Raw genomic sequence first — 17,709 nt, forward strand, 5'->3', positions numbered from 1 at the left:
ACGGACGCTCAGGGCAGTTCCGGCAGATCCTCGGGATGGAGCAGGCTGAGGTCGTCCGTGCTCGGCTCGGCGAGCTGGGCGACCCGGCCCGCGTGCCGCTCCACCATCGCCTCGAAGGTCTGCCGCGCGGTGCGGCCGTTACCGAACGCCGGGCCCTTGGGAAGCTCGGCGAAGTACTTCAGCAGTGCCTCGCCGGACCCGGGGGCCAGGCTGTACTCGTGCTCGTCGGCCTGCTGCTCGACGATCCGGAGCAGCTCGGCGGGCTCGTAGTCGCCGAAGGTGATGGTCCGCGAGAACCGGGACGCCACACCGGGGTTGACGGTGAGGAACCGCTCCATCTCGTGGGTGTATCCGGCGACGATGACGACCACCGCGTCCCGGTGGTCCTCCATCAGCTTCACGAGCGTGTCGATCGCCTCCCGGCCGAAGTCGCGGCCGGAGTCCTCGGGGGACAGGGCGTACGCCTCGTCGACGAACAGCACCCCGCCGCGCGCCCGGTCGAAGGCATCCTGGGTCCGGATGGCGGTCGACCCGATGTGCTCGCCGACCAGATCGACGCGGGACACCTCGACCAGATGCCCCCGCTCCAGCACGCCGAGCGAGGCGAGGATCTCGCCGTACAGCCGGGCCACGGTGGTCTTGCCGGTGCCGGGGGAGCCGGTGAAGACGAGATGGCGCCGGACCGAGGCGGCTTTGAGCCCCGCCTCCCGTCGCCGACGGCCGACCTCGATCATGTCGGTGAGGGCACGCACCTCCCGCTTGACGCTGTCCAGGCCCACCAGGGCGTCCAGTTCCCCGAGAACCGTCTCCGAGTCTCGCGCCGGGGCGGCGGCCGGCACTTCGGCCGGGGCGGCGGCCGGATCCGCCGTTCGCGGCGCGGGAACCGCCCCGAGCAGAACGGGAGCGGCCGGCTGTGCCGCAGTGAGCACGGCGGGCGGCGACGGGACGGGGGAGCGCAGCGCGCTCTCGTCGCTGGTGCAGTCCTCCACGACCGGTCCCGCGTTCTGGCCGTCGCCGTGTGCGCCGCCCTCGGCGAACTCGTATCCGCCGCGGGCGCACCGCTCGGTGCGGCACCGGGTCAGCGTCGTACGGCATCCGTCCATCACGTGGAAGCCGTAGCCGTCGCTGCCGGTGACGCGGCAGCCGCGGAAGGTGCCGCGGCCCTCGGCGGAGACGTAGAAACCGGCCTCGGTGGGCGAGGCGACCGTGCAGCGCTCGATGACCGGATCGGCCCCCTTGGTGACGATGACCCCGGTCTGCACCGTGTCGACGGTGCAGTTGTTCAGCGTGCCGCCGCTGCCGTGATCGCGGAACCAGGCGCCGGTGGACGCCTCGCGGACCCGGCAGTCGTCGAGTTGGGCGGTCGCCCCGTCGCTCACCGACACCGCGGTGTTGCGGATCTGCGAGAGATCGCTGTCGACCACGTCGGCGCGCGAACCCCGGTCGAGCACGAAGATGGCGTCCGGCACGTCGTGGACCCGGCAGGAGTCCAGTATCACCGTGGCCCCGTCGCTCACCCAGACCGCCGGGTAGTCGCCCGTACTGTCATGGATCTCGCACTGGTTGGCGTCGACGCGGGTGCCCGGATCCCAGACCGAGAGGCCGTTGCGGCCGAACCGGCGCACCGCGGAGCGGGTCAGCGTGAGCACCGAACGGGAACGCAGGTCCACCGCGTTCTCCGGGATGTCGTGGATGTCGCAGTCGGCGAGGGTCAGTACGGCGTCGGTGTCGAGCGTGACTCCGTCCGCCGAGGTGCGGTGCACCGTGCAGTCGGTGAGATGGGCCGCCGCACGGGCGGAGACCTGTATCCCGCTGCCCTTGATCTCGTACACCTCGCAGCCGACGGCCTCCAGTCCGCTGCCCTCACCGGTGACGCTCAGCCCGGCTCCCGACGCGTGGTGGACCCGGCAGCGCTCCAGCCGCGGATGGGCGCCGTCACGCACCGAGACACCGGACTGCCCGGCCGAGACGACCTCGCACTGCTCGAACACCCCGCCCGCGCCGTCGAGCACGGCGATACCGGCCCCGGCCGGGTTGTCGACGGTGCAGCGGCGCACCGTCGGCCGGGCCGCGCCGCGCACCTCGATCCCGGCGGCCGAGCGCGTGACGATCCGCAGGTCGGCGAGGTCCGGTGCGCCGTCCTCGACGAGCAGTGCCGGGGCCGTCGAGTCCTGGCCCTCCACGTGCACGTCGGTCACGACGGCGGAGGCACGGACGGTCAACGGGACACCGTCGACCGGCGCGATCCGCACCGAGCCGACCGAGCCCTCCGGCCCGCGCAGCGTCACCGCGCGGTGCAGGACCAGGTTCTCCCGGTAGGTGCCCGGTGCGACGGTGAGGACGTCGCCGTCCGCCGCGGCCTCCAGAGCTGCGGTGAGGGAGGGGTACTCGCCTGTGCGGCGCCGCCACCGCGATGTGCCGGTGTGCGTCACCTGGACCGTGCCCTGTGCCATGGCGCTGCTGTGCCCCCACCTCGTGCGTGTGTGATGCCCCTGCCACCGGCCTCCGGGCAGCGGCGGACCTCGGGTCCGCCCCTCCCGGGGAAGCGTGCGGGCCGGTCCACCGTAGCGCGCGCGGCGGGCGGCAGTTGACCCGATCGGCTGCCGATCAGCTGCCGGTCCCGGTCCTGCCCCAGTCCGGACCGGCCTCGGCCCAGTCCCGGTCGATCCGTTCGTACCGGTTGCGGACCATGCGCCGCACGATCGGCCGACGGCCGCCCTCGACCGCTGCGGCGACGAGCAGCATCGCACCGACGCCGGCCAGCACCGCGTGCGTGCGGGCCGTCGCCGCGTCCATGGGACGGGGCACGGGGCGGCCCGCGCGATCCGTCCAGATCTCCACCGCGGCACCGGGTTCGGTCCGCCGGGACGGCGTGGTCACCGTGCCCCGGCGCTCCGTGCCGTCCGGGGCCGTCCAACGGGCCGTCACCGATGTCTGCGCGGCGCGTTCCGAGGACACCTCGGGGTCGGCGGCGGATCGGGGCGCCACCGGCGCGGTGCGCAGCACGATCGCCGTCGTGGCACGCCGCTCCGCCCGTTCGGCCCGCACCGTCCGCTGCAGGGCCTCGTCGGCGAGCGAGCCGCATGCCCAGCCCAGGGCCGGCGCCGCCGACAGCATGAGGAGCAGCGCGACGAGGGCCACCCATGCCTCGCGCCGGTCGGTGGCACGGCGCAGCGCGTTGCGCCGCCAGCGCCACACTCCCGCAGCCGCCCGCACCGTCCCGCCCCCCTTCCGTATCCGTCCTGGCCCGATACGGCACGCTTCATGCGTCGAAGCGCCGAAGAGGGCGCGACCGCACCCCGCATGACGTGCCGCCCACCCCTGCGGGTTCCTGCCGACGGACGCGGTTGACGGGCCGTCGGGTGCGCCCGACGGCCCGCGGAACGCCGAAGTCGCCGACGAGTCCCCATGGCTCGACGACGACCTCGGTTACGACCGTGCGACTCCCGCTCGGTACTTCTGACGGGTCAGTACCCCCGGCCCTGGTACGGGCGGTTGTACGGATCCTCGTAGGGCGAGGGTGCCGGGGCGGGGCGCGGAGCCGCCGGGCGCATCGCCTCGTACCCGGTGGTGGGCGCGGGCCGCTGATGCTGCTGCTGCGGCGGGTAGGGCGCCTGGTACCCGCCCCGGGGCGCGGCCGGCTGCTGCGGGATGTACGGTGCCGGGGCGTTGTGCAGCGGGGTGGGCTGCATCGGCGTGTATCCCTGCGGGGCCGGCTGCTGGTAGCCGTACGGCGGGCCGGGCTGGGAAGGGGCCGCCGGGAGAGCGGGTAGCGCCGCCGGCAGGGCTGGCAGATGGCTGTTGCCCGTGTCGTAGGCGGCGGGCACTCGGATCGGGGCGATCTGAGGGGTGCCCCGCTCCGCGACCAGGGAGTCGTAGATCGGAGTGTCGGGGAAGGACGACGCGGCGTAGTAGCCGCTGCCGAAGGTGGAGCGGGGGGACGTCATGCCACCTAAGTTAAGCCCACGACGCGCTGGTTGGGGAGCCTGGTAAGAGGGTTGTTTTGCGTGTTGTGGGTGAACCTCGTTCCCCAATGCGAGCGAACTTGGCAAAAAGGGGCATCGAAGGGTGTTGGGATCATGTAAAGAGGCGTGTTCCGGGGGTTACCGGAAGATCACCGGATGTCGACGACTCCGTTGCGCGGCTGCGGCCGCCGGGGCATTAGGTTGGCGGAGAAAGGCCTTCGGGCAGCCGGACTCGCGATGGGGGCGAGCATGACCATGCTAAAAGGCGCCAATGTTCCGGTGGCGGCTCGGGCCGTAGGGGTCGAATTGGGGTGGCGCACCTCTCCGGCGGCCCCGGATGTGGACGGCTCGGCGCTGCTGCTCGTATCCGGAAAGGTGCGCGGCGACGCCGACTTCGTCTTTTACAACCAGCCCGTCCACGCTTCCGGCTCGGTGCGTCACGAGGGCAAGCGGGCCGTCGGCGACACGGTGACCGACCGGCTCGCGGTCGACCTGGCGCGGGTCGAGCCGGACATCGAGCGCGTGGTCCTCGCGGCCTCCGCCGACGGCGGTACCTTCGGGCAGGTCACGGGGCTGTACGTGCGGATCACGGACGCGGCGGACGGTTCGGAGATCGCCCGCTTCGACAGCACGGACGCGACCGTCGAGACCGCGTTCATCCTCGGCGAGCTCTACCGGCGCCAGGGTGCCTGGAAATTCCGCGCCGTCGGCCAGGGATACAGCACCGGCCTCGAAGGTCTCGCGACGGACTTCGGTATTTCCGTCGATGAACCGCAGCGGCCCCAGCCCAATCAACAACCTCAATCGCCGCGGCACCCCCAGCATGCGGCGCGCATTGACCAACTTCCCCCGCCTCCGCCGGTACTTCCGCCCATGCCCGCGGCGACACCTCCGACACCTTCCGCACCGCCCGTCCCCACGCCCGTGCGTCTGACCAAGGTGACGCTCACCAAGCAGGCTCCGTCGGTCTCGCTCGCCAAACAGGGCGGTACTTCCGGAGTCCTCCGGGTGAATCTCAACTGGCAAGTCCGGAAACAGTTCACGGGCTGGGGTCGCAAACTCGGCAGGGCGGTCGCCAATCACGCGGATCTCGACCTCGATCTCTGCGCGCTCTACGAACTCGCCGACGGCCGCAAGGGGGTTGTGCAGGCACTGGGGAACGCGTTCGGCGCGCTCCACCAGCCCCCCTACATCCACCTCGACGGCGACGACCGCACCGGCGCCGTCGCCACCGGCGAGAACCTCACGGTCAACCTCGACCAGAAGGACAAGTTCCGCCGCGTCCTGATCTTCGTCACCATCTACGAGGGCGCCCGGAGCTTCGCCGACCTCCACGCGACCGTCACTCTCCAGCCCCAGCACGGAGCCCCGATCGACTTCTCGCTCGACGAATGCACGGTCCCGTCCACCGTCTGCGCGCTCGCGCTCCTCACCGGCAACGGCGGGGACCTCACCGTGCAGCGGGAGGCCCGCTACCTCGTGCCGCAGCGCGGAGTCAGCCCGCAGCGCACCGTCGACTACGCATACGGGTGGGGAATGAACTGGACCCCCGGCCGCAAATGACCCCCCGGACGTCCGGCCGGTGCTGCCGCCCCCGGCCCACGGCCGGTCCGCTCACCGGTCCGGCGCGGCCTCGGGACGGGCGTACGTGCGCCCCTTCCAGGCCGCGCCCCGGCCCCGGTGGTGCCGCACCGCCGAGTCGACCGTCATCAACAGGTACAGCGCGGCGGTGAACGGCAGCAGCGGGGCCCACCACAGCGACTGGCGGTAGTGGTTCAGCATCGGCAGGTACGTCCCGGCCATCACCGCCCACGCCGACCCGCCCGCCCATGCGGCCACCGGGTCACCGCCCAGCAGCCCGGCGGCGAGCGCGACCGGCGGCACCAGGTACACCAGGGCGAGGCCCAGCACCGTTCCCAGGAGCAGGAACGGACTGTGCCGCAGCTGGGCGTACGCGCTCCGCGACACCATCCGCCACAGATCCGCCAGGCACGGGTACGGCCGCACGCTGTCCACCCGCTCTGCGAGCCCCAGCCAGATCCGCCCGCCGCTGCGTCGCACCGCCCGCGCCAGCGACACGTCGTCGATCACCGCATGCCGGATCGACTCGGGCACCCGCGCCCGGTCCGCGGCCACGGTCCGCAGCAGCACGCAGCCGCCGGCCGCCGCGGCCGTGCGCGCCCCCTCCCGATTCACCCACCGGAACGGGTAGAGCTGCGCGAAGAAGTACACGAAGGCGGGGACCACCAGCCGTTCCCACCCGCTCGACACCCGCAGCCTGGCCATCTGCGAGACCAGGTCGTACCCGCCCGACACGGCGGAGGCGACCAGCTCCCGCAGGCTGTCCGGCTCATGCGCGATGTCGGCATCCGTCAGCAGTAAGTACTCCGGGGTCCTGGCCCGGGCCAGGACCATCCCGTGCCGCACGGCCCAGAGCTTGCCCGTCCAGCCCGGCTCCGGCTCGCCCGGCGACACCACCGTCACCGGCAGACCGCCGTACCGCACGGACAGCGCACGGGCGACGTCCCCGGTCCCGTCCTTGCTGCAGTCGTCGACGAGGAAGATCTCCGCGGTTCCCGGATAGTCCTGTGCGAGCAGCGACGGCAGACTCACCGGGAGCATGTCTGCTTCGTCACGTGCGGGCACCACGATCGCCACCGACGGCCAGCGTTCCGGCGGCTCGCGGCGCGGCAGTCTCTGGTCGGTCCGCCAGAAGAACCCCTGTCCCAGCAGCAACCACACCCACGCGGCCAGCGAACCCACGGCGATCCAGGCAATGGCACTCATTCGCCGCAGTCTGCACCACTGAGGAGGAATCGCAAGGGCGGTCGACTATGGTGACCGGGTGAAGATCGCGCTCATGGACTCCGGAATCGGCCTGCTCGCGGCCGCCGCCGCGGTACGCAGGCTCAGGCCCGACGCCGACCTGGTGATCTCCTCCGACCCCGACAGCATGCCCTGGGGACCGCGCACCCCCGAGGACCTGACCGGCCGCGCGCTGGACGTGGCCCGTGCGGCCGCCGCCCAGCGGCCCGACGCGTTGATCGTCGCCTGCAACACGGCCACCGTGCACGCCCTGCCTGCGCTCCGCGCCGAGCTGGAACCCACGCTGCCGGTCATCGGCACCGTCCCCGCCATCAAGCCGTCCGCCGCCGGCGGCGGGCCGGTCGCGATCTGGGCCACGCCCGCCACCACCGGCAGCCCGTACCAGCGCGGACTCATCCGGGAATTCGCGGGCTCCGTCACCGTCGCCGAGATCCCGTGTCCGGGGCTCGCCGACGCCGTCGAACATGCGGACGATTCGGCTGTCGACCGGGCCGTCGCCGCGGCCGCCGCACGCACTCCGCGCGATGCCCGGGCCGTGGTTCTGGGCTGCACCCACTACGAACTCGTCGCCGAGCGCATCCGCGCCGCCCTGCGGGAGCACGGCCTGCCGCCCGTCGCCCTGCACGGATCCGCCGGCGCCGTCGCAGCCCAGGCACTGCGCCGAATCGGGGAGGCACCCGCCCCGTCGGCCCAACCGGTCGGAAGTCTCACCGTGCTCCTCGGCGGACGCACCGCCGACCTGCCGCAGGCCGCCCTGAGCTACGCCGAGGGGCAACTGCTGGCGGCCGCCGCCCCCGCCCACTGACCCCCTCACGGCCCGTCCGGGCAGTCCCGGCGTGCGGTCCCCTGAGTACGCTGCTTGACATGAGGGACCACCCCCGAAAACCGAGGCACACCGGAGCCGAACCCCACTCCGACGTCTGGATCGGACGGGCCACCAACCGGGTCCAGTGGGTGCTCGCCGCCGCCGGCGCCGCCTGCCTGGCGCTCGGGGTCCAGCTGGCCGTCACCTCCAACTGGACCACCGGGATCGCCCCGCTGCTGATGTCCGTGATCGGCTGTGTGGCCGCCGGACTGCTCATGCTCTTCGGCACCCTCGCCTTCGTGAACGTGGCCGTCAGGGTCGACGGCGACGCCCTGGAGGTGCGCTGCGGCCACATGGGCCTGCCCCGCCGCCGGATCCTGCTGGCCCACGTCGTGGGCGCGGACTTCGCGCCCCGGGTCACCCCGCGCCAGTGGGGCGGATGGGGCTACCGCTGGCGTCCGGAACAGGGCACCGCCGTGGTGGTCCGCAGGGGCGAGGGCCTGGTGCTCCGGCTCGGCGACGGCCGGACGTTCACCATCACGGTCGACGACGCCGAGGCGGGCGTGCGGTTCATCCGCGAGCGCCTGCGCCTGTCGGGGACCGGCGCGGCAGCCGGGACCTGACGCCGGGCACGGCCGCCGGCGCCCCCGGAACCCGCCCGCCGGGCGGCGGTCCCGGGCCGAGGACGGTCCGCATCCTCGGGGGACGGCGCCGAATCGACTCGGCGCACACGGCCTCCTCGCGGACGGGGCTGCTCGGCGCACAGCCGATGACCGTAGACTCCGCCGGGTGAGCGCCACCATCACCCCAGTCGACGACCCGCAGCAGCCCGCACCGCCCCCCTCGTCCGGGGCCGGACGGCTCGCCCCGCGGCTCGTACGGCCCGCAGCCGCCGTCGTCTCGGGCGTGCTGCTGTACCTGAGCTTCCCGCCGCGGCCCCTGTGGTGGCTGGTCCTGCCGGGATTCGCCCTGCTCGGCTGGGTGCTGCACGAGCGCCGCCTGCGCGCCGGGTTCGGCCTCGGCCTCCTCGCCGGGCTGGGATTCATGCTGCCGCTGCTGCACTGGACGGGCGAGGAGGTCGGCCCGGTGCCGTGGCTGGCGCTCGCCGCCGCCGAGGCATTGTTCATCGCGGTCGGCTGCATGGGGATCGCCGCCGTCTCGCGCCTCCCGTGCCGGCCGGTGTGGGCCGCGGCGGTCTGGGTCCTCGACGAGGCGATCCGGGCCCGGGTCCCGTTCGGCGGCTTCCCCTGGGGAAAGATCGCCTTCGGCCAGGCGGACGGTGTGTTCCTGCCGCTCGCGGCCGTGGGCGGCACACCACTGCTCTCCTTCGCCGTGGTGCTGTGCGGCTTCGGTCTCCACGAGGTGGTGCACCGGATCCGCGCCCACCGCGGCACCCGTGAGGTGCCTCGGGCAGCCGTGGCCGCCGCCGCGGCGACCGTCCTCGTCCCCGTCGCCGGTGCCTTCGCCGCCCTGCCGCTCGTGGACGACTCGGCCGAGGACGGAACCGCTACCGTCGCCGCCGTCCAGGGCAACGTGCCGCGGCTCGGACTCGACTTCAACGCCCAGCGCCGTGCCGTCCTCGACAACCACGCCCGCCGCACCGAGGAACTCGCCCGGGACGTGAAGGCGGGCAGGAAGCCGCAGCCCGACTTCGTGCTGTGGCCGGAGAACTCCTCCGATCTCGACCCCTACCGGAACGTCGATGCCCGCATCGTGATCGACGAGGCGGTGAAGGCGATCGGCGTCCCCACCGTGGTCGGCGCGGTGCTCGACCCCGACACCGGCAAGCTGCGCAACTCACTCATCCGGTGGGACCCGGACAAGGGGCCCGTCGAGACCTACGACAAACGCCACATCCAGCCGTTCGGCGAGTACATCCCCATGCGGTCCGTCGCACGCCTCTTCAGCTCCGACGTGGACCGGGTCCGGCGGGACTTCGGACCGGGGAAGGAGGTCGGCGTCTTCGACCTGTCCGGCACCTACACGGGACTCGTGACCTGCTACGAGGCCGCGTTCGACGACGCCGTGCGGGACACCGTCGAGCACGGCGCCCAGCTGATCGCCGTGCCCAGCAACAACGCCACCTTCGGGCGCAGCGAGATGACCTACCAGCAGCTCGCCATGTCCCGGGTACGGGCCGTGGAGCACAGCAGGTCCGTCGTCGTCCCCGTCACCAGCGGGGTGAGCGCGATCATCCGGCCCGACGGGACCGTCGTCCGCAAGACGAAGCTCTTCACCCCGGACGTGCTCGTCGACGAGGTGCCGCTGCGGTCCTCGCTGACCCCCGCGACCCGCCTGGGCGCGCTCCCCGAGGGCGTGCTCGCACTGATTGCCGCGGCGGGACTCGGCTGGGTCGCCGTCCGTTCGGTACGGCTGCGGCGCGCCCGTTGACCGTCGTGTCGTGGCAGGGGCAGCGCATGAGGGCTGTCCCGTAATCCCCGACGGGCGCGCAACATCCCCGACGGGCGCGCAACGACAGCTGCTTCCCCGGGCTCCCGGCTGCGCTCGCGCAGGGGAGGCCCCGTTCCTCGCCGCATTGTCGGGACGTCCGCACACATCCGGTATGCGGACGTCCCTCCGCCTCGCGATGCACCGCACCCGACGCCGCGCACCGATCTGCCACGGGACAGCCCTTACGACCTGGGGAGTAATTGGGCTCGACGTCGCGGCTGCCGTGCTGGACGACGTTCCTTCTGCTGAGCCCTATTGCTTCTTGGGTCGCGACTTCGAGGCCGCCCAGATCAGTTGCAGCTGCCCGATCTCAGCGACGTTCTTCATCAGCTCGGCGTTCAGCCAGGCGATCATGTGTCCGATGGTGTTGTCCGGAGGGGTCTGCCACGGCAGCGTGGAGGCGGCGTCCAGATCGGCGTCGGTGAGTTTGTCGAGGACCGCTAGCCACTGGGTACGCAGATCCTGTAGCCAGGCCACGGTCGCCGGTCCGTTGCCGGGCCAGGTGAAGTCGGTACGCTCCCGGGGCGTACGTCCCTGTGCGTGATCGATGGCAGTGCTCCACCACCAGCCGATGTGCCAGCTCACCCAGCCGATGGTGGGAACCGGAACGGGGTCGGGCTCGGTGTTGGCCCAGTCCGGCAGCCAGTTCCCGGCGGCGTCCGGGCGCACTGTCCAAGTCAGGTCAGTGGGCTCCCACAGAAAGGCCTCGGGTGCGAGCCGCTCCAAGTGGTACTCGAACAGTGACCAGGTCATGTCGAACTGCCAGCGCAGTAACTCACGGCGGGGATTCCTCATCGTTCGATCCTCGCATGGTGCCCTGGAGGGCAGCCGTCACGTCGCCTGGCGTGGTGCATCAGGGTGTCACGGTGTAGCGCGCAGCAGACCCATCGCGTGAGATGAATCCGCGCGAGCGTCGCGGGCGAATGCGAGCACGTCAGATCAGGCCGTGACGGAGAAGGGCCGTACGGGTTAGGTGAGTTGTGAAGCTGACCTGGGCCCGTACAGCCTGCTCCCATCCTGCCCTGTCCGGGGTCTCCCGCGCACATTTCGGCGATTTGCTCCAAGAACTCGCGCCCAGGTGGACGGCGGTCCGCGAGTCCGCGTTGCATGAGCGGCGCGGGGGTGCCCGGCGCCGGGCGGCTGGGGCGGGCCGTAAGCAGAAGCTGGTCTTCCCCGACCGGCTGCTGGCCACCCTCGTCCACTTGCGGCTCGGGCTTCCGCATGCCGCCCTGGCCGAGCTGTTCGATGTCGATCGCTCCACCATCTCCACTGCGATCCGCGAGGTCCGGCCGCTGCTCGCGGCCCGTGGCTTCGCCGTCCCCGACCGGCGCGGCCTGCGCCTGCGGACCTTGGAGGATGTCTTCGCCTACGCCGAAGCCGAAGGCGTCGACCTCCGCATCGATGGCACGGAAGTCCAGGTCAGACGTCCCAAGGCCGGGCGCGCCGGACGTAAGGCGTTCGTCTCCGGCAAGAAGAAGCAGAACACCATCAAGACGACTACGTTCAGCGATCACCAAGGCCGTACCCTGTTCTCCGGCGTGACGCGGCCGGGCCGCGTGCACGACCAGACCGCCGTGCGCACCGAGGGCATCGCCGAGCAATTCCGCCTCCGCCCAAATGTGAAAGTTGAGGTGGACGAGGGCTACCGCGGCTTGGCCAACGAATTCCCACACCAGGTCAGCGCTCCGCCGAGGAAGCCGAAGGACGACGTGTGTGACGGCGAGAGGCGGGCCTGGCGTGAACAGCGACGCAGGCAGTCCTCGGCTCGGATCTGTGTGGAGCACACCAATGCCGAGTACAAGCAGTGGCGCCCGCTCCAGCGCTACACCGGACGGCGTGAGGACTACGACGAGACCCACCGCGCCATCGCCGGTCTGGTCTCCGACCGCTCCGCCCGCAGGGCAACCCGCCGCAGGACGAGTACCGAGCTGGTGCCCGTCCGCACGACGACCTGCTGATCACCCGACAGCCAAACCCCCAGGCCAGCACGTCCCGATCCCAATTGTCCCCGTGATCGTTAGGGTCGGACGCATGGCAACTCCTGATTTCATCCGCCGGATCCGCGCCACCGCGGGCAACCAGCTGCTCCTGCTGCCGGGCGTGACCGCCGTGGTCTTCGACGACGGGGGCAGAGTGCTTCTGGGCCGACGTGCCGACACCGGCAAATGGGCCCTGGTCGGCGGCATCTGCGAGCCGGGCGAACAACCGGCGGCCACCGCGGAGCGTGAGGTGTACGAAGAGACCGGCGTGCACTGCGTGGCCGAACGCGTGGTGCTCACACAGGCCCTGGCGCCGGTCCAGTACGCCAACGGCGACCACTGTCAGTACCTGGACGTCACGTTCCGCTGCCGGGCAACGGGCGGTGAGGCGTGCGTCAACGACGACGAGTCGCTGGAGGTGGGCTGGTACCCGGTGGACGCGTTGCCGCCGCTCGACGAGTTCTCCCTCCTGAGGATCAAGCAGTCCATGACCGACGAGCCCACCTGGTTCGAACCCACCGCCCGGCCGTGACCGCGCTGCCCGTCGCCCGCCCCGGCGACGGGCACCGTCGCATCCGGTGACCGCATGCGGGCGAACGGCTCGCCGGGCGGTTCCCGCCGTCGGCCGCGCACCGTCCGCCGACCCGGACCACCGTGCCGTCGGTGTCGACGATCACGAGCCCGTCGGGCCGGGCGGAACGGCACGCGGGTCCGGCACGGCAGGGCAGCGGTTCCCCGTCCCGCGGCCGGTGGCCGCCGGACGGGGAACCGGTCACGCGCCGCGGCCGAAGCCGTACGCGGTCCGAGGTGCCTCTGCGGGACGTCCCTCAACTCGGGGGCATCAGGACGGTGTCGACGAGGTACACGGTGGCGTTCGCCGTCCGGATGTCGCCGCAGACGATGTTCGCCTTGTCGTTGACCTTGAACGACTCACCCGACCCGGAGGTCTTGAGCATCGAGCCCTCCATGGTCTTGAAGCTTCCGTTCGGAAGCTGGCTGGAGGTCACGGTCTTGTCCACGACGTGGTACGTCAGGACCTTCTTGAGCTTTGCCTTGTCCTTCAACAGGGCGGCGAGCTCCGTCTTGGGGACCTTGTCGAAGGCCGCGTTGGTCGGTGCGAACACCGTGATGTGCTTCGCGTCGTCGAGCTTGGTGGTGAGGCCCGCGTCCTTCAGCGCCAGTGCCAGCTTGGTCAGTTGAGGGTTGGTCGCGGCGGCCCTGGCCACGCGCTCCTTGGACATCGCGTCGATGCTGCCCTTGCCGTTCTTCGGGAGCGAGGAGCAGCCGGGCCCGAACGGGCTCGGCGTTCCCGACGCGTTCGCGGCGACGGGCACCGCGTCATCGGCGAGTGCGTGTGGGGCGAGAACACCCAACGACAGGGGTAGCACCGTCGCGGCGGCGACGGACGCGACGACGGTGCGTGCGTGGAGTGCCTGCATGTCGGTTCCTCATTCCCTCGGGATGGAGGTCCGCGCGGCTTCCACCGGAAACCGACGGGCCGAGGACGGTGGCCGGCCGCCGGACGGGATGTCCGCACCGCTCCGGCACGCTCGCTCGGGCCACCGGGTCAAGCCTAGGCAGCAGTGGGCGGGATCTGCATCCGGTGGCGGACGGACCCCTCGTCCGACCGGGTGCGCGGTGCGGCGTGTCGGTTGGCCCCGGGCGACCGCGCGGTGATCATCCGTTGCGGGAGCACACGACGCGGGAGAAGGGCCGGTGATGGACGGGGCGAGGCCGGGAGGCGGCGGCATCCGCCGTCGCACGGGCCGCGTGTATCGCGCCCTGGCGGCGGCCATGGCCCTCTGCGCCCTGTCGGCCGTCGGCTGTTCCCCCGACCCCGGTCCGACTTCCGGTCCCGGCACGACGGGCACGCCACGCACGGAGCTGTCCCGTTGCCATAGCACCGTGGTGGGCGTGGCGCACCCCGACGACGACCTCTTCTTCCTGAACCCGGAGATCCTGCGGACGATTCGCGGGAACTGCCCGGTGCACACCGTGTACCTGACCGCGGGGAACGGCGCCGTTCAAAACCGCCTGAAGGCACTGGAGTACGTGGACCGCAGAGAGTACGGGGTACGGTCGGCCTACGCGTCCATGGCGGGGGCCGCCGACGACTGGAGACAGTCCGATGTGCGGTCCGACGGAGTTCGGATCAGATCCTTCCTGCTGGCCGGCCGGCCCCGGGGCGCCGAGGTCCGGCTCACCTTCCTCGACCTCCACGACGGGCTTCCGCACGGCCAGGAGGCCGACAGCGTGCTCAGGCTCTACGACGGGAGCAGACGGAGCGTCCACGGGTTCCTCGGGGACGTGAGCTACGACGAGGAGCGGCTGCTCGCCACGCTCTCCGCCCTGGTGCGGGACAGCCGTGCGGACCGCATCCTGACCATGGATTACGACAACGCGTCGTTCGCGTTCGGCCTCGGCGGAGGCGTCGACCACAGCGACCACGGCATCACGGCGCGTTACTTCAGGAGGGCGGGCTACGCACTCGGAGTCCCGGTGACGGGCTACCTCGCCTACACGATGTCGCCGATGAAGGCGAATCTCACCTCCGCGCAGGCAGCCGACAAGGAACGGGTGGCACGTTGGTACATCGCCAGGCGCCGGTGCCGCGCCACCGGATGGTGCGCGAACGTGCCGCCCTACAGCGGCCCGCTCCAGGAGGACTGGAAGTTGTGGCTCCACCGGCAGTACGTGCAGGTCCACCGAGCTCCGCGGCCCGGTGAGATCCTCGGGGACATCGGCCGGACCACGTACCACACAGGCCCGGATCCGGCACAGTGCCTCGACGCGTCGACCGGTTCGGCACGGCCCGGAGAAGTCCGCATCCGCGCCTGCGACGGATCCGCCGGCCAGCGATGGCGGACCGGGCACGACGGCGCCGTCGGACCGAAGAGCGCGCCGGGTTCCTGCCTCACCGCCACCGGCGCCGACGTCCGGCTCGAACCCTGCCGCGGCGGCGCGGAGCAGCGGTGGACCCGTGTGCCGTGGAAGAGCCCGACCTGGAAGCGTACGGCCTGGCGCATCGAGGGCGGCGGTCGTCGCTGCCTCTACCAGGACGACCGCGAACTCCCGTCCCGTTGGAACGGCCGGGACCATCCTGCCCCGCAGCTGACCCTCGCCGACTGTTCCGGCCCGGCCCGGCCGGAACAGTACTGGCAGTGGGGCACCTGACGGATCGCGCGCGGGCGCGGCCGTGGAGCGGTCCTCGGGCGGCCATGTCCCGGCCCCCACCCCGGGCGGGCGGAATCGGCGTGTGCCGGGGCACGGCACGAGCGTCCGCCGTCGGAGCGCGGGAGCCGAGCGTATTGCTGCTCCAGCAGCTTTCGCCCGGTGCAGTAGCTTGCCAAGGCCCCCCTGGAACACGCGCCGTCGCGCGGCGGAACGACCGGAGGATTCCCTCATGCCCCGAGAGGCGCCCTACCTCGCAGTGGCCGACGCACTGCGTGCACGCATCCTCGCGGGGGAGTGGGGGACCGGGGCACGTCTGCCCTCCCGCATACGGCTCGCCGAGGAGTACGGGGTCGGACGCAACGTCGTGCAGAGGGCCGTGGACCGTCTGATCATCGACGGCCTCCTCGAAGGACGCGCGGGATCGGGCACCTACGTCAGCACACCGCGCGAACGCCTGCGGCTGGTCCGCTCGCGGCACCGTGAACGCCGGGCCGGTTCCTCCCCGTCGTTCGGCGCGAGGGAGCGGGGCAGTGCCGACGCCTGGGACGCGCACAGCCAGGTTCGCGTCCCCGCCCCCGAGGCGATCGCCGAGCGGCTGGCCATCGGTCCCGGGGACCTCTGCGTCCGCACGTACTACGAGTTCCTCGCCGACGGGCGGCCCGTCCAACTCTCCGAATCCTGGGAGCCGATGGCGATCACGGACGGAACGCCGGTCGTGCTGCCCGAGAGGGGGCCCCTGGCGGGAAAGGGGGTGGTCGAGCGCATGCGCTCCATCGGTGTGGTCGTCGAGACCGTGGTCGAGGTGCCGCGCCCGGCCCGTGCCACCCGGGCCCAGGCGAACCTGCTGGGCATCGGCATGGGGGATCTCGTGCTGCGGATCGAGCGGACCATCCACGACATCGACGGACGCCCGGTGGAAACGGCCGACATGGTCATACCGGACGCGTGCCGGGAAGTGGTCTACGAGTTCGGGGCCGACCGGCCGCAGCGGTCGGGGCAGGAGAGCGACACCTCCACGCCGAACCACGGGGGACCCACGTGCCCAAGGCATTGAGGACCGGACTCCTGCGCGAGCGGGACTTCGGGCGGCTCTTCGCCGCCACCGCGCTCGGTCAACTGGGCGACCGCATCACCTTCCTGGCGTTGCCGTGGGTGGCCATCGCGGCATTGGACGCCGACGAATTCCAGGTCGGACTCCTGGCCGCGACGACGACGGCGGGCTCGCTCCTGGTCGGGCTGCCCGCGGGCGCGTGGGTGGACCGAACCCGCAAGCGATCGACGATGATCGGCGCGGATCTCGCTCGCGCGCTGCTCCTCTCGACGATCCCCGCGGCCTGGTGGGCGGACCTCCTCACCATCCGGTGGCTCTACGCGGTCGCCCTGGTCCACGGAGTGCTGACGGTCTTCTTCGACGTCGCCCACGTCAGCTACCTCCCGCACCTGGTGGGCCGCGGCAGGCTGGTCGAGGGGAACGCGAAGCTCTCGGCGGTGCGCTCGGTGACGAGTATCGGCGGACCCGCGATGGCCGGGCCGCTGATCGGCCTGGGCGGAGCCCCCGTGACGCTCCTGGTGAGTTCGGCCGGAATGGCCGTGTCGGGGCTGCTCGCGGCCACCATCCGCGCACGCGAACGGAAGCCGGAGCGCAGTGAGCGGCGTCGGCTGGGGCGAGAGATCAAAGAGGGGCTGATCTTCGTCCTCCGGTCCCCCGTACTTCGTGCGATCGTGCTGGGGGATGCGGTCTTCAACTTCTTCCTGGCCCTGTACCAGGCCGTGCTACTGGTCTTTCTGGAACGGGAGGCCGGTATCGGGTCCTTCGGGACCGGTCTCGTCCTGTCGGGAATGGGGTGCGGTGCCCTGCTGGGCGCACTGTCGGCGACGAGGGTCTCGAAGCGGGTCGGGCAGGGTCGCGTCATCTGGGTCGCGATCCTGGTCACCTGCCCGTCGACCGCCCTGATGCCGTCGGCACGACCGGGGTGGAGCTTGTGCGTGGCCGCGGTCGGACTCGCGGCTCTTTCGATGGGCGGGGTCGTCCGTGTCGTGGCCCAGTCGAGTCTTCAACAGGCACTCACACCGGATCGGCTTCTGGGCCGGATGAGCGCGACCGCTCGATTCGTGTCCTGGGGCGGGATTCCGTTGGGCGGGCTGTTGGGCGGGGCCTCGGGTTCCCTGTTCGGAGCGGCGGCCACGCTGTGGATCGGCGCGGCCGGCATGACGCTGAGTTTCCTGCCCGCCTTCCTCTCGCCCCTGCGCCCCACGCGCACATGGCCCGCGGAACATGCCCCGACCCACCCGACGGGGCTGCCGAAGGAGCCGATGGACGACGCGGACCTGTGCTGACGGCCGTCGTCCGCGGCGCGTCGGGGCCCGGGCCGGGGGATGCGACAGGTCGAAGTCGGCGATGGACGGGCCGACGACCGGCGCGATGCGGGACCATGCGCATCAGGACCGCGCACCAGTCGTTCGTCCCTCGCCGATTCACGTCGGCGCACCGTCGTCAAGGAGGGCTCCG

The 17,709-nt window shown here is 71.8% G+C and carries 15 protein-coding genes; 9 read left to right on the forward strand and 6 right to left on the reverse strand.

Going from position 1 to position 17,709, the window contains the following annotated elements:
* Positions 1 to 8 precede the first annotated feature (8 nt).
* From ACFC79_RS10985 to ACFC79_RS10995, 3 genes are all read right to left on the reverse strand, one after another.
* Positions 9 to 2,453 carry a right-handed parallel beta-helix repeat-containing protein gene (locus ACFC79_RS10985; protein ID WP_376238003.1) on the reverse strand — a complete coding sequence of 815 codons (2,445 nt, stop codon included), beginning with the start codon at positions 2,451 to 2,453 and terminating at the stop codon, positions 9 to 11.
* Positions 2,454 to 2,607: 154 nt separating this feature from the next.
* Complete coding sequence (locus tag ACFC79_RS10990) at positions 2,608 to 3,216, reverse strand: hypothetical protein (protein WP_376238006.1); 609 nt, start codon at positions 3,214 to 3,216, stop codon at positions 2,608 to 2,610.
* A gap of 251 nt (positions 3,217 to 3,467) precedes the next feature.
* A complete protein-coding gene (locus ACFC79_RS10995; RefSeq protein ID WP_376238009.1) occupies positions 3,468 to 3,947 on the reverse strand; it encodes a DUF6643 family protein in 480 nt (159 codons plus the stop codon).
* Between the two features lie 255 nt (positions 3,948 to 4,202).
* Between ACFC79_RS10995 and ACFC79_RS11000 the strand changes: the two genes are divergently transcribed.
* Entirely contained in the window at positions 4,203 to 5,528 is a 1,326-nt protein-coding gene (locus ACFC79_RS11000; RefSeq protein ID WP_376238012.1) for a TerD family protein, read from the forward strand.
* A gap of 51 nt (positions 5,529 to 5,579) precedes the next feature.
* On the opposite strand, the gene ACFC79_RS11005 is transcribed toward ACFC79_RS11000, so the two are convergent.
* Positions 5,580 to 6,752 carry a glycosyltransferase gene (locus tag ACFC79_RS11005; protein ID WP_376238015.1) on the reverse strand — a complete coding sequence of 391 codons (1,173 nt, stop codon included), beginning with the start codon at positions 6,750 to 6,752 and terminating at the stop codon, positions 5,580 to 5,582.
* 58 nt (positions 6,753 to 6,810) lie between these two features.
* Here ACFC79_RS11005 and ACFC79_RS11010 point away from each other — a divergent pair, with 58 nt between their 5' ends.
* From ACFC79_RS11010 to lnt, 3 genes are all read left to right on the forward strand, one after another.
* The gene (locus tag ACFC79_RS11010; RefSeq protein ID WP_376238018.1) at positions 6,811 to 7,596 is read left to right on the forward strand and encodes a glutamate racemase; all 786 of its coding nucleotides are present in this window, start codon (positions 6,811 to 6,813) and stop codon (positions 7,594 to 7,596) included.
* A gap of 59 nt (positions 7,597 to 7,655) precedes the next feature.
* Positions 7,656 to 8,219: a hypothetical protein gene (locus ACFC79_RS11015; RefSeq protein WP_376238020.1), complete on the forward strand. Its 564-nt coding sequence runs from the start codon at positions 7,656 to 7,658 to the stop codon at positions 8,217 to 8,219.
* Positions 8,220 to 8,385: 166 nt separating this feature from the next.
* Complete coding sequence (lnt, locus tag ACFC79_RS11020; RefSeq protein WP_376238023.1) at positions 8,386 to 9,987, forward strand: apolipoprotein N-acyltransferase; 1,602 nt, start codon at positions 8,386 to 8,388, stop codon at positions 9,985 to 9,987.
* A gap of 312 nt (positions 9,988 to 10,299) precedes the next feature.
* Here the strand turns inward: lnt and ACFC79_RS11025 are convergent, their stop codons facing one another.
* Positions 10,300 to 10,842: a DinB family protein gene (locus tag ACFC79_RS11025; protein WP_376238026.1), complete on the reverse strand. Its 543-nt coding sequence runs from the start codon at positions 10,840 to 10,842 to the stop codon at positions 10,300 to 10,302.
* 185 nt (positions 10,843 to 11,027) lie between these two features.
* Here ACFC79_RS11025 and ACFC79_RS11030 point away from each other — a divergent pair, with 185 nt between their 5' ends.
* Positions 11,028 to 12,005, forward strand: a complete 978-nt coding sequence (locus ACFC79_RS11030) for a transposase family protein (protein WP_376238028.1) — start codon at positions 11,028 to 11,030, stop codon at positions 12,003 to 12,005.
* Between the two features lie 73 nt (positions 12,006 to 12,078).
* Positions 12,079 to 12,558 carry an NUDIX domain-containing protein gene (locus tag ACFC79_RS11035; RefSeq protein ID WP_376238031.1) on the forward strand — a complete coding sequence of 160 codons (480 nt, stop codon included), beginning with the start codon at positions 12,079 to 12,081 and terminating at the stop codon, positions 12,556 to 12,558.
* Positions 12,559 to 12,853: 295 nt separating this feature from the next.
* Here ACFC79_RS11035 and ACFC79_RS11040 read toward each other — a convergent pair whose 3' ends face one another.
* Complete coding sequence (locus tag ACFC79_RS11040) at positions 12,854 to 13,465, reverse strand: fasciclin domain-containing protein (protein ID WP_376238033.1); 612 nt, start codon at positions 13,463 to 13,465, stop codon at positions 12,854 to 12,856.
* A gap of 475 nt (positions 13,466 to 13,940) precedes the next feature.
* Between ACFC79_RS11040 and ACFC79_RS11045 the strand changes: the two genes are divergently transcribed.
* From ACFC79_RS11045 to ACFC79_RS11055, 3 genes are all read left to right on the forward strand, one after another.
* Positions 13,941 to 15,200, forward strand: a complete 1,260-nt coding sequence (locus ACFC79_RS11045) for a ricin-type beta-trefoil lectin domain protein (RefSeq protein WP_376238036.1) — start codon at positions 13,941 to 13,943, stop codon at positions 15,198 to 15,200.
* Positions 15,201 to 15,429: 229 nt separating this feature from the next.
* Complete coding sequence (locus tag ACFC79_RS11050; protein WP_376238038.1) at positions 15,430 to 16,254, forward strand: GntR family transcriptional regulator; 825 nt, start codon at positions 15,430 to 15,432, stop codon at positions 16,252 to 16,254.
* On the forward strand, positions 16,239 to 17,537 hold the full coding sequence (locus ACFC79_RS11055) for an MFS transporter (RefSeq protein WP_376238040.1): 1,299 nt from the start codon (positions 16,239 to 16,241) through the stop codon (positions 17,535 to 17,537). Before ACFC79_RS11050 ends, ACFC79_RS11055 begins: the two co-directional genes overlap by 16 nt.
* Positions 17,538 to 17,709: the final 172 nt, after the last annotated feature.

Origin of the sequence: Streptomyces sp. NPDC056061, from assembly GCF_042266885.1 — a bacterium.
Classification (GTDB): domain Bacteria; phylum Actinomycetota; class Actinomycetes; order Streptomycetales; family Streptomycetaceae; genus Streptomyces.

What these genes read in the sequence shown, in the direction of transcription:
- ACFC79_RS10985 (WP_376238003.1), bottom strand. Translation starts at nt 2,453, where the DNA reads ATGGCACAGGGCACGGTCCAGGTGACGCACACCGGCACATCGCGGTGG.
- ACFC79_RS10995 (WP_376238009.1), bottom strand. Translation starts at nt 3,947, where the DNA reads ATGACGTCCCCCCGCTCCACCTTCGGCAGCGGCTACTACGCCGCGTCG.
- ACFC79_RS11000 (WP_376238012.1), top strand. Translation starts at nt 4,203, where the DNA reads ATGGGGGCGAGCATGACCATGCTAAAAGGCGCCAATGTTCCGGTGGCG.
- ACFC79_RS11005 (WP_376238015.1), bottom strand. Translation starts at nt 6,752, where the DNA reads ATGAGTGCCATTGCCTGGATCGCCGTGGGTTCGCTGGCCGCGTGGGTG.
- ACFC79_RS11015 (WP_376238020.1), top strand. Translation starts at nt 7,656, where the DNA reads ATGAGGGACCACCCCCGAAAACCGAGGCACACCGGAGCCGAACCCCAC.
- ACFC79_RS11025 (WP_376238026.1), bottom strand. Translation starts at nt 10,842, where the DNA reads ATGAGGAATCCCCGCCGTGAGTTACTGCGCTGGCAGTTCGACATGACC.
- ACFC79_RS11035 (WP_376238031.1), top strand. Translation starts at nt 12,079, where the DNA reads ATGGCAACTCCTGATTTCATCCGCCGGATCCGCGCCACCGCGGGCAAC.
- ACFC79_RS11040 (WP_376238033.1), bottom strand. Translation starts at nt 13,465, where the DNA reads ATGCAGGCACTCCACGCACGCACCGTCGTCGCGTCCGTCGCCGCCGCG.
- ACFC79_RS11050 (WP_376238038.1), top strand. Translation starts at nt 15,430, where the DNA reads ATGCCCCGAGAGGCGCCCTACCTCGCAGTGGCCGACGCACTGCGTGCA.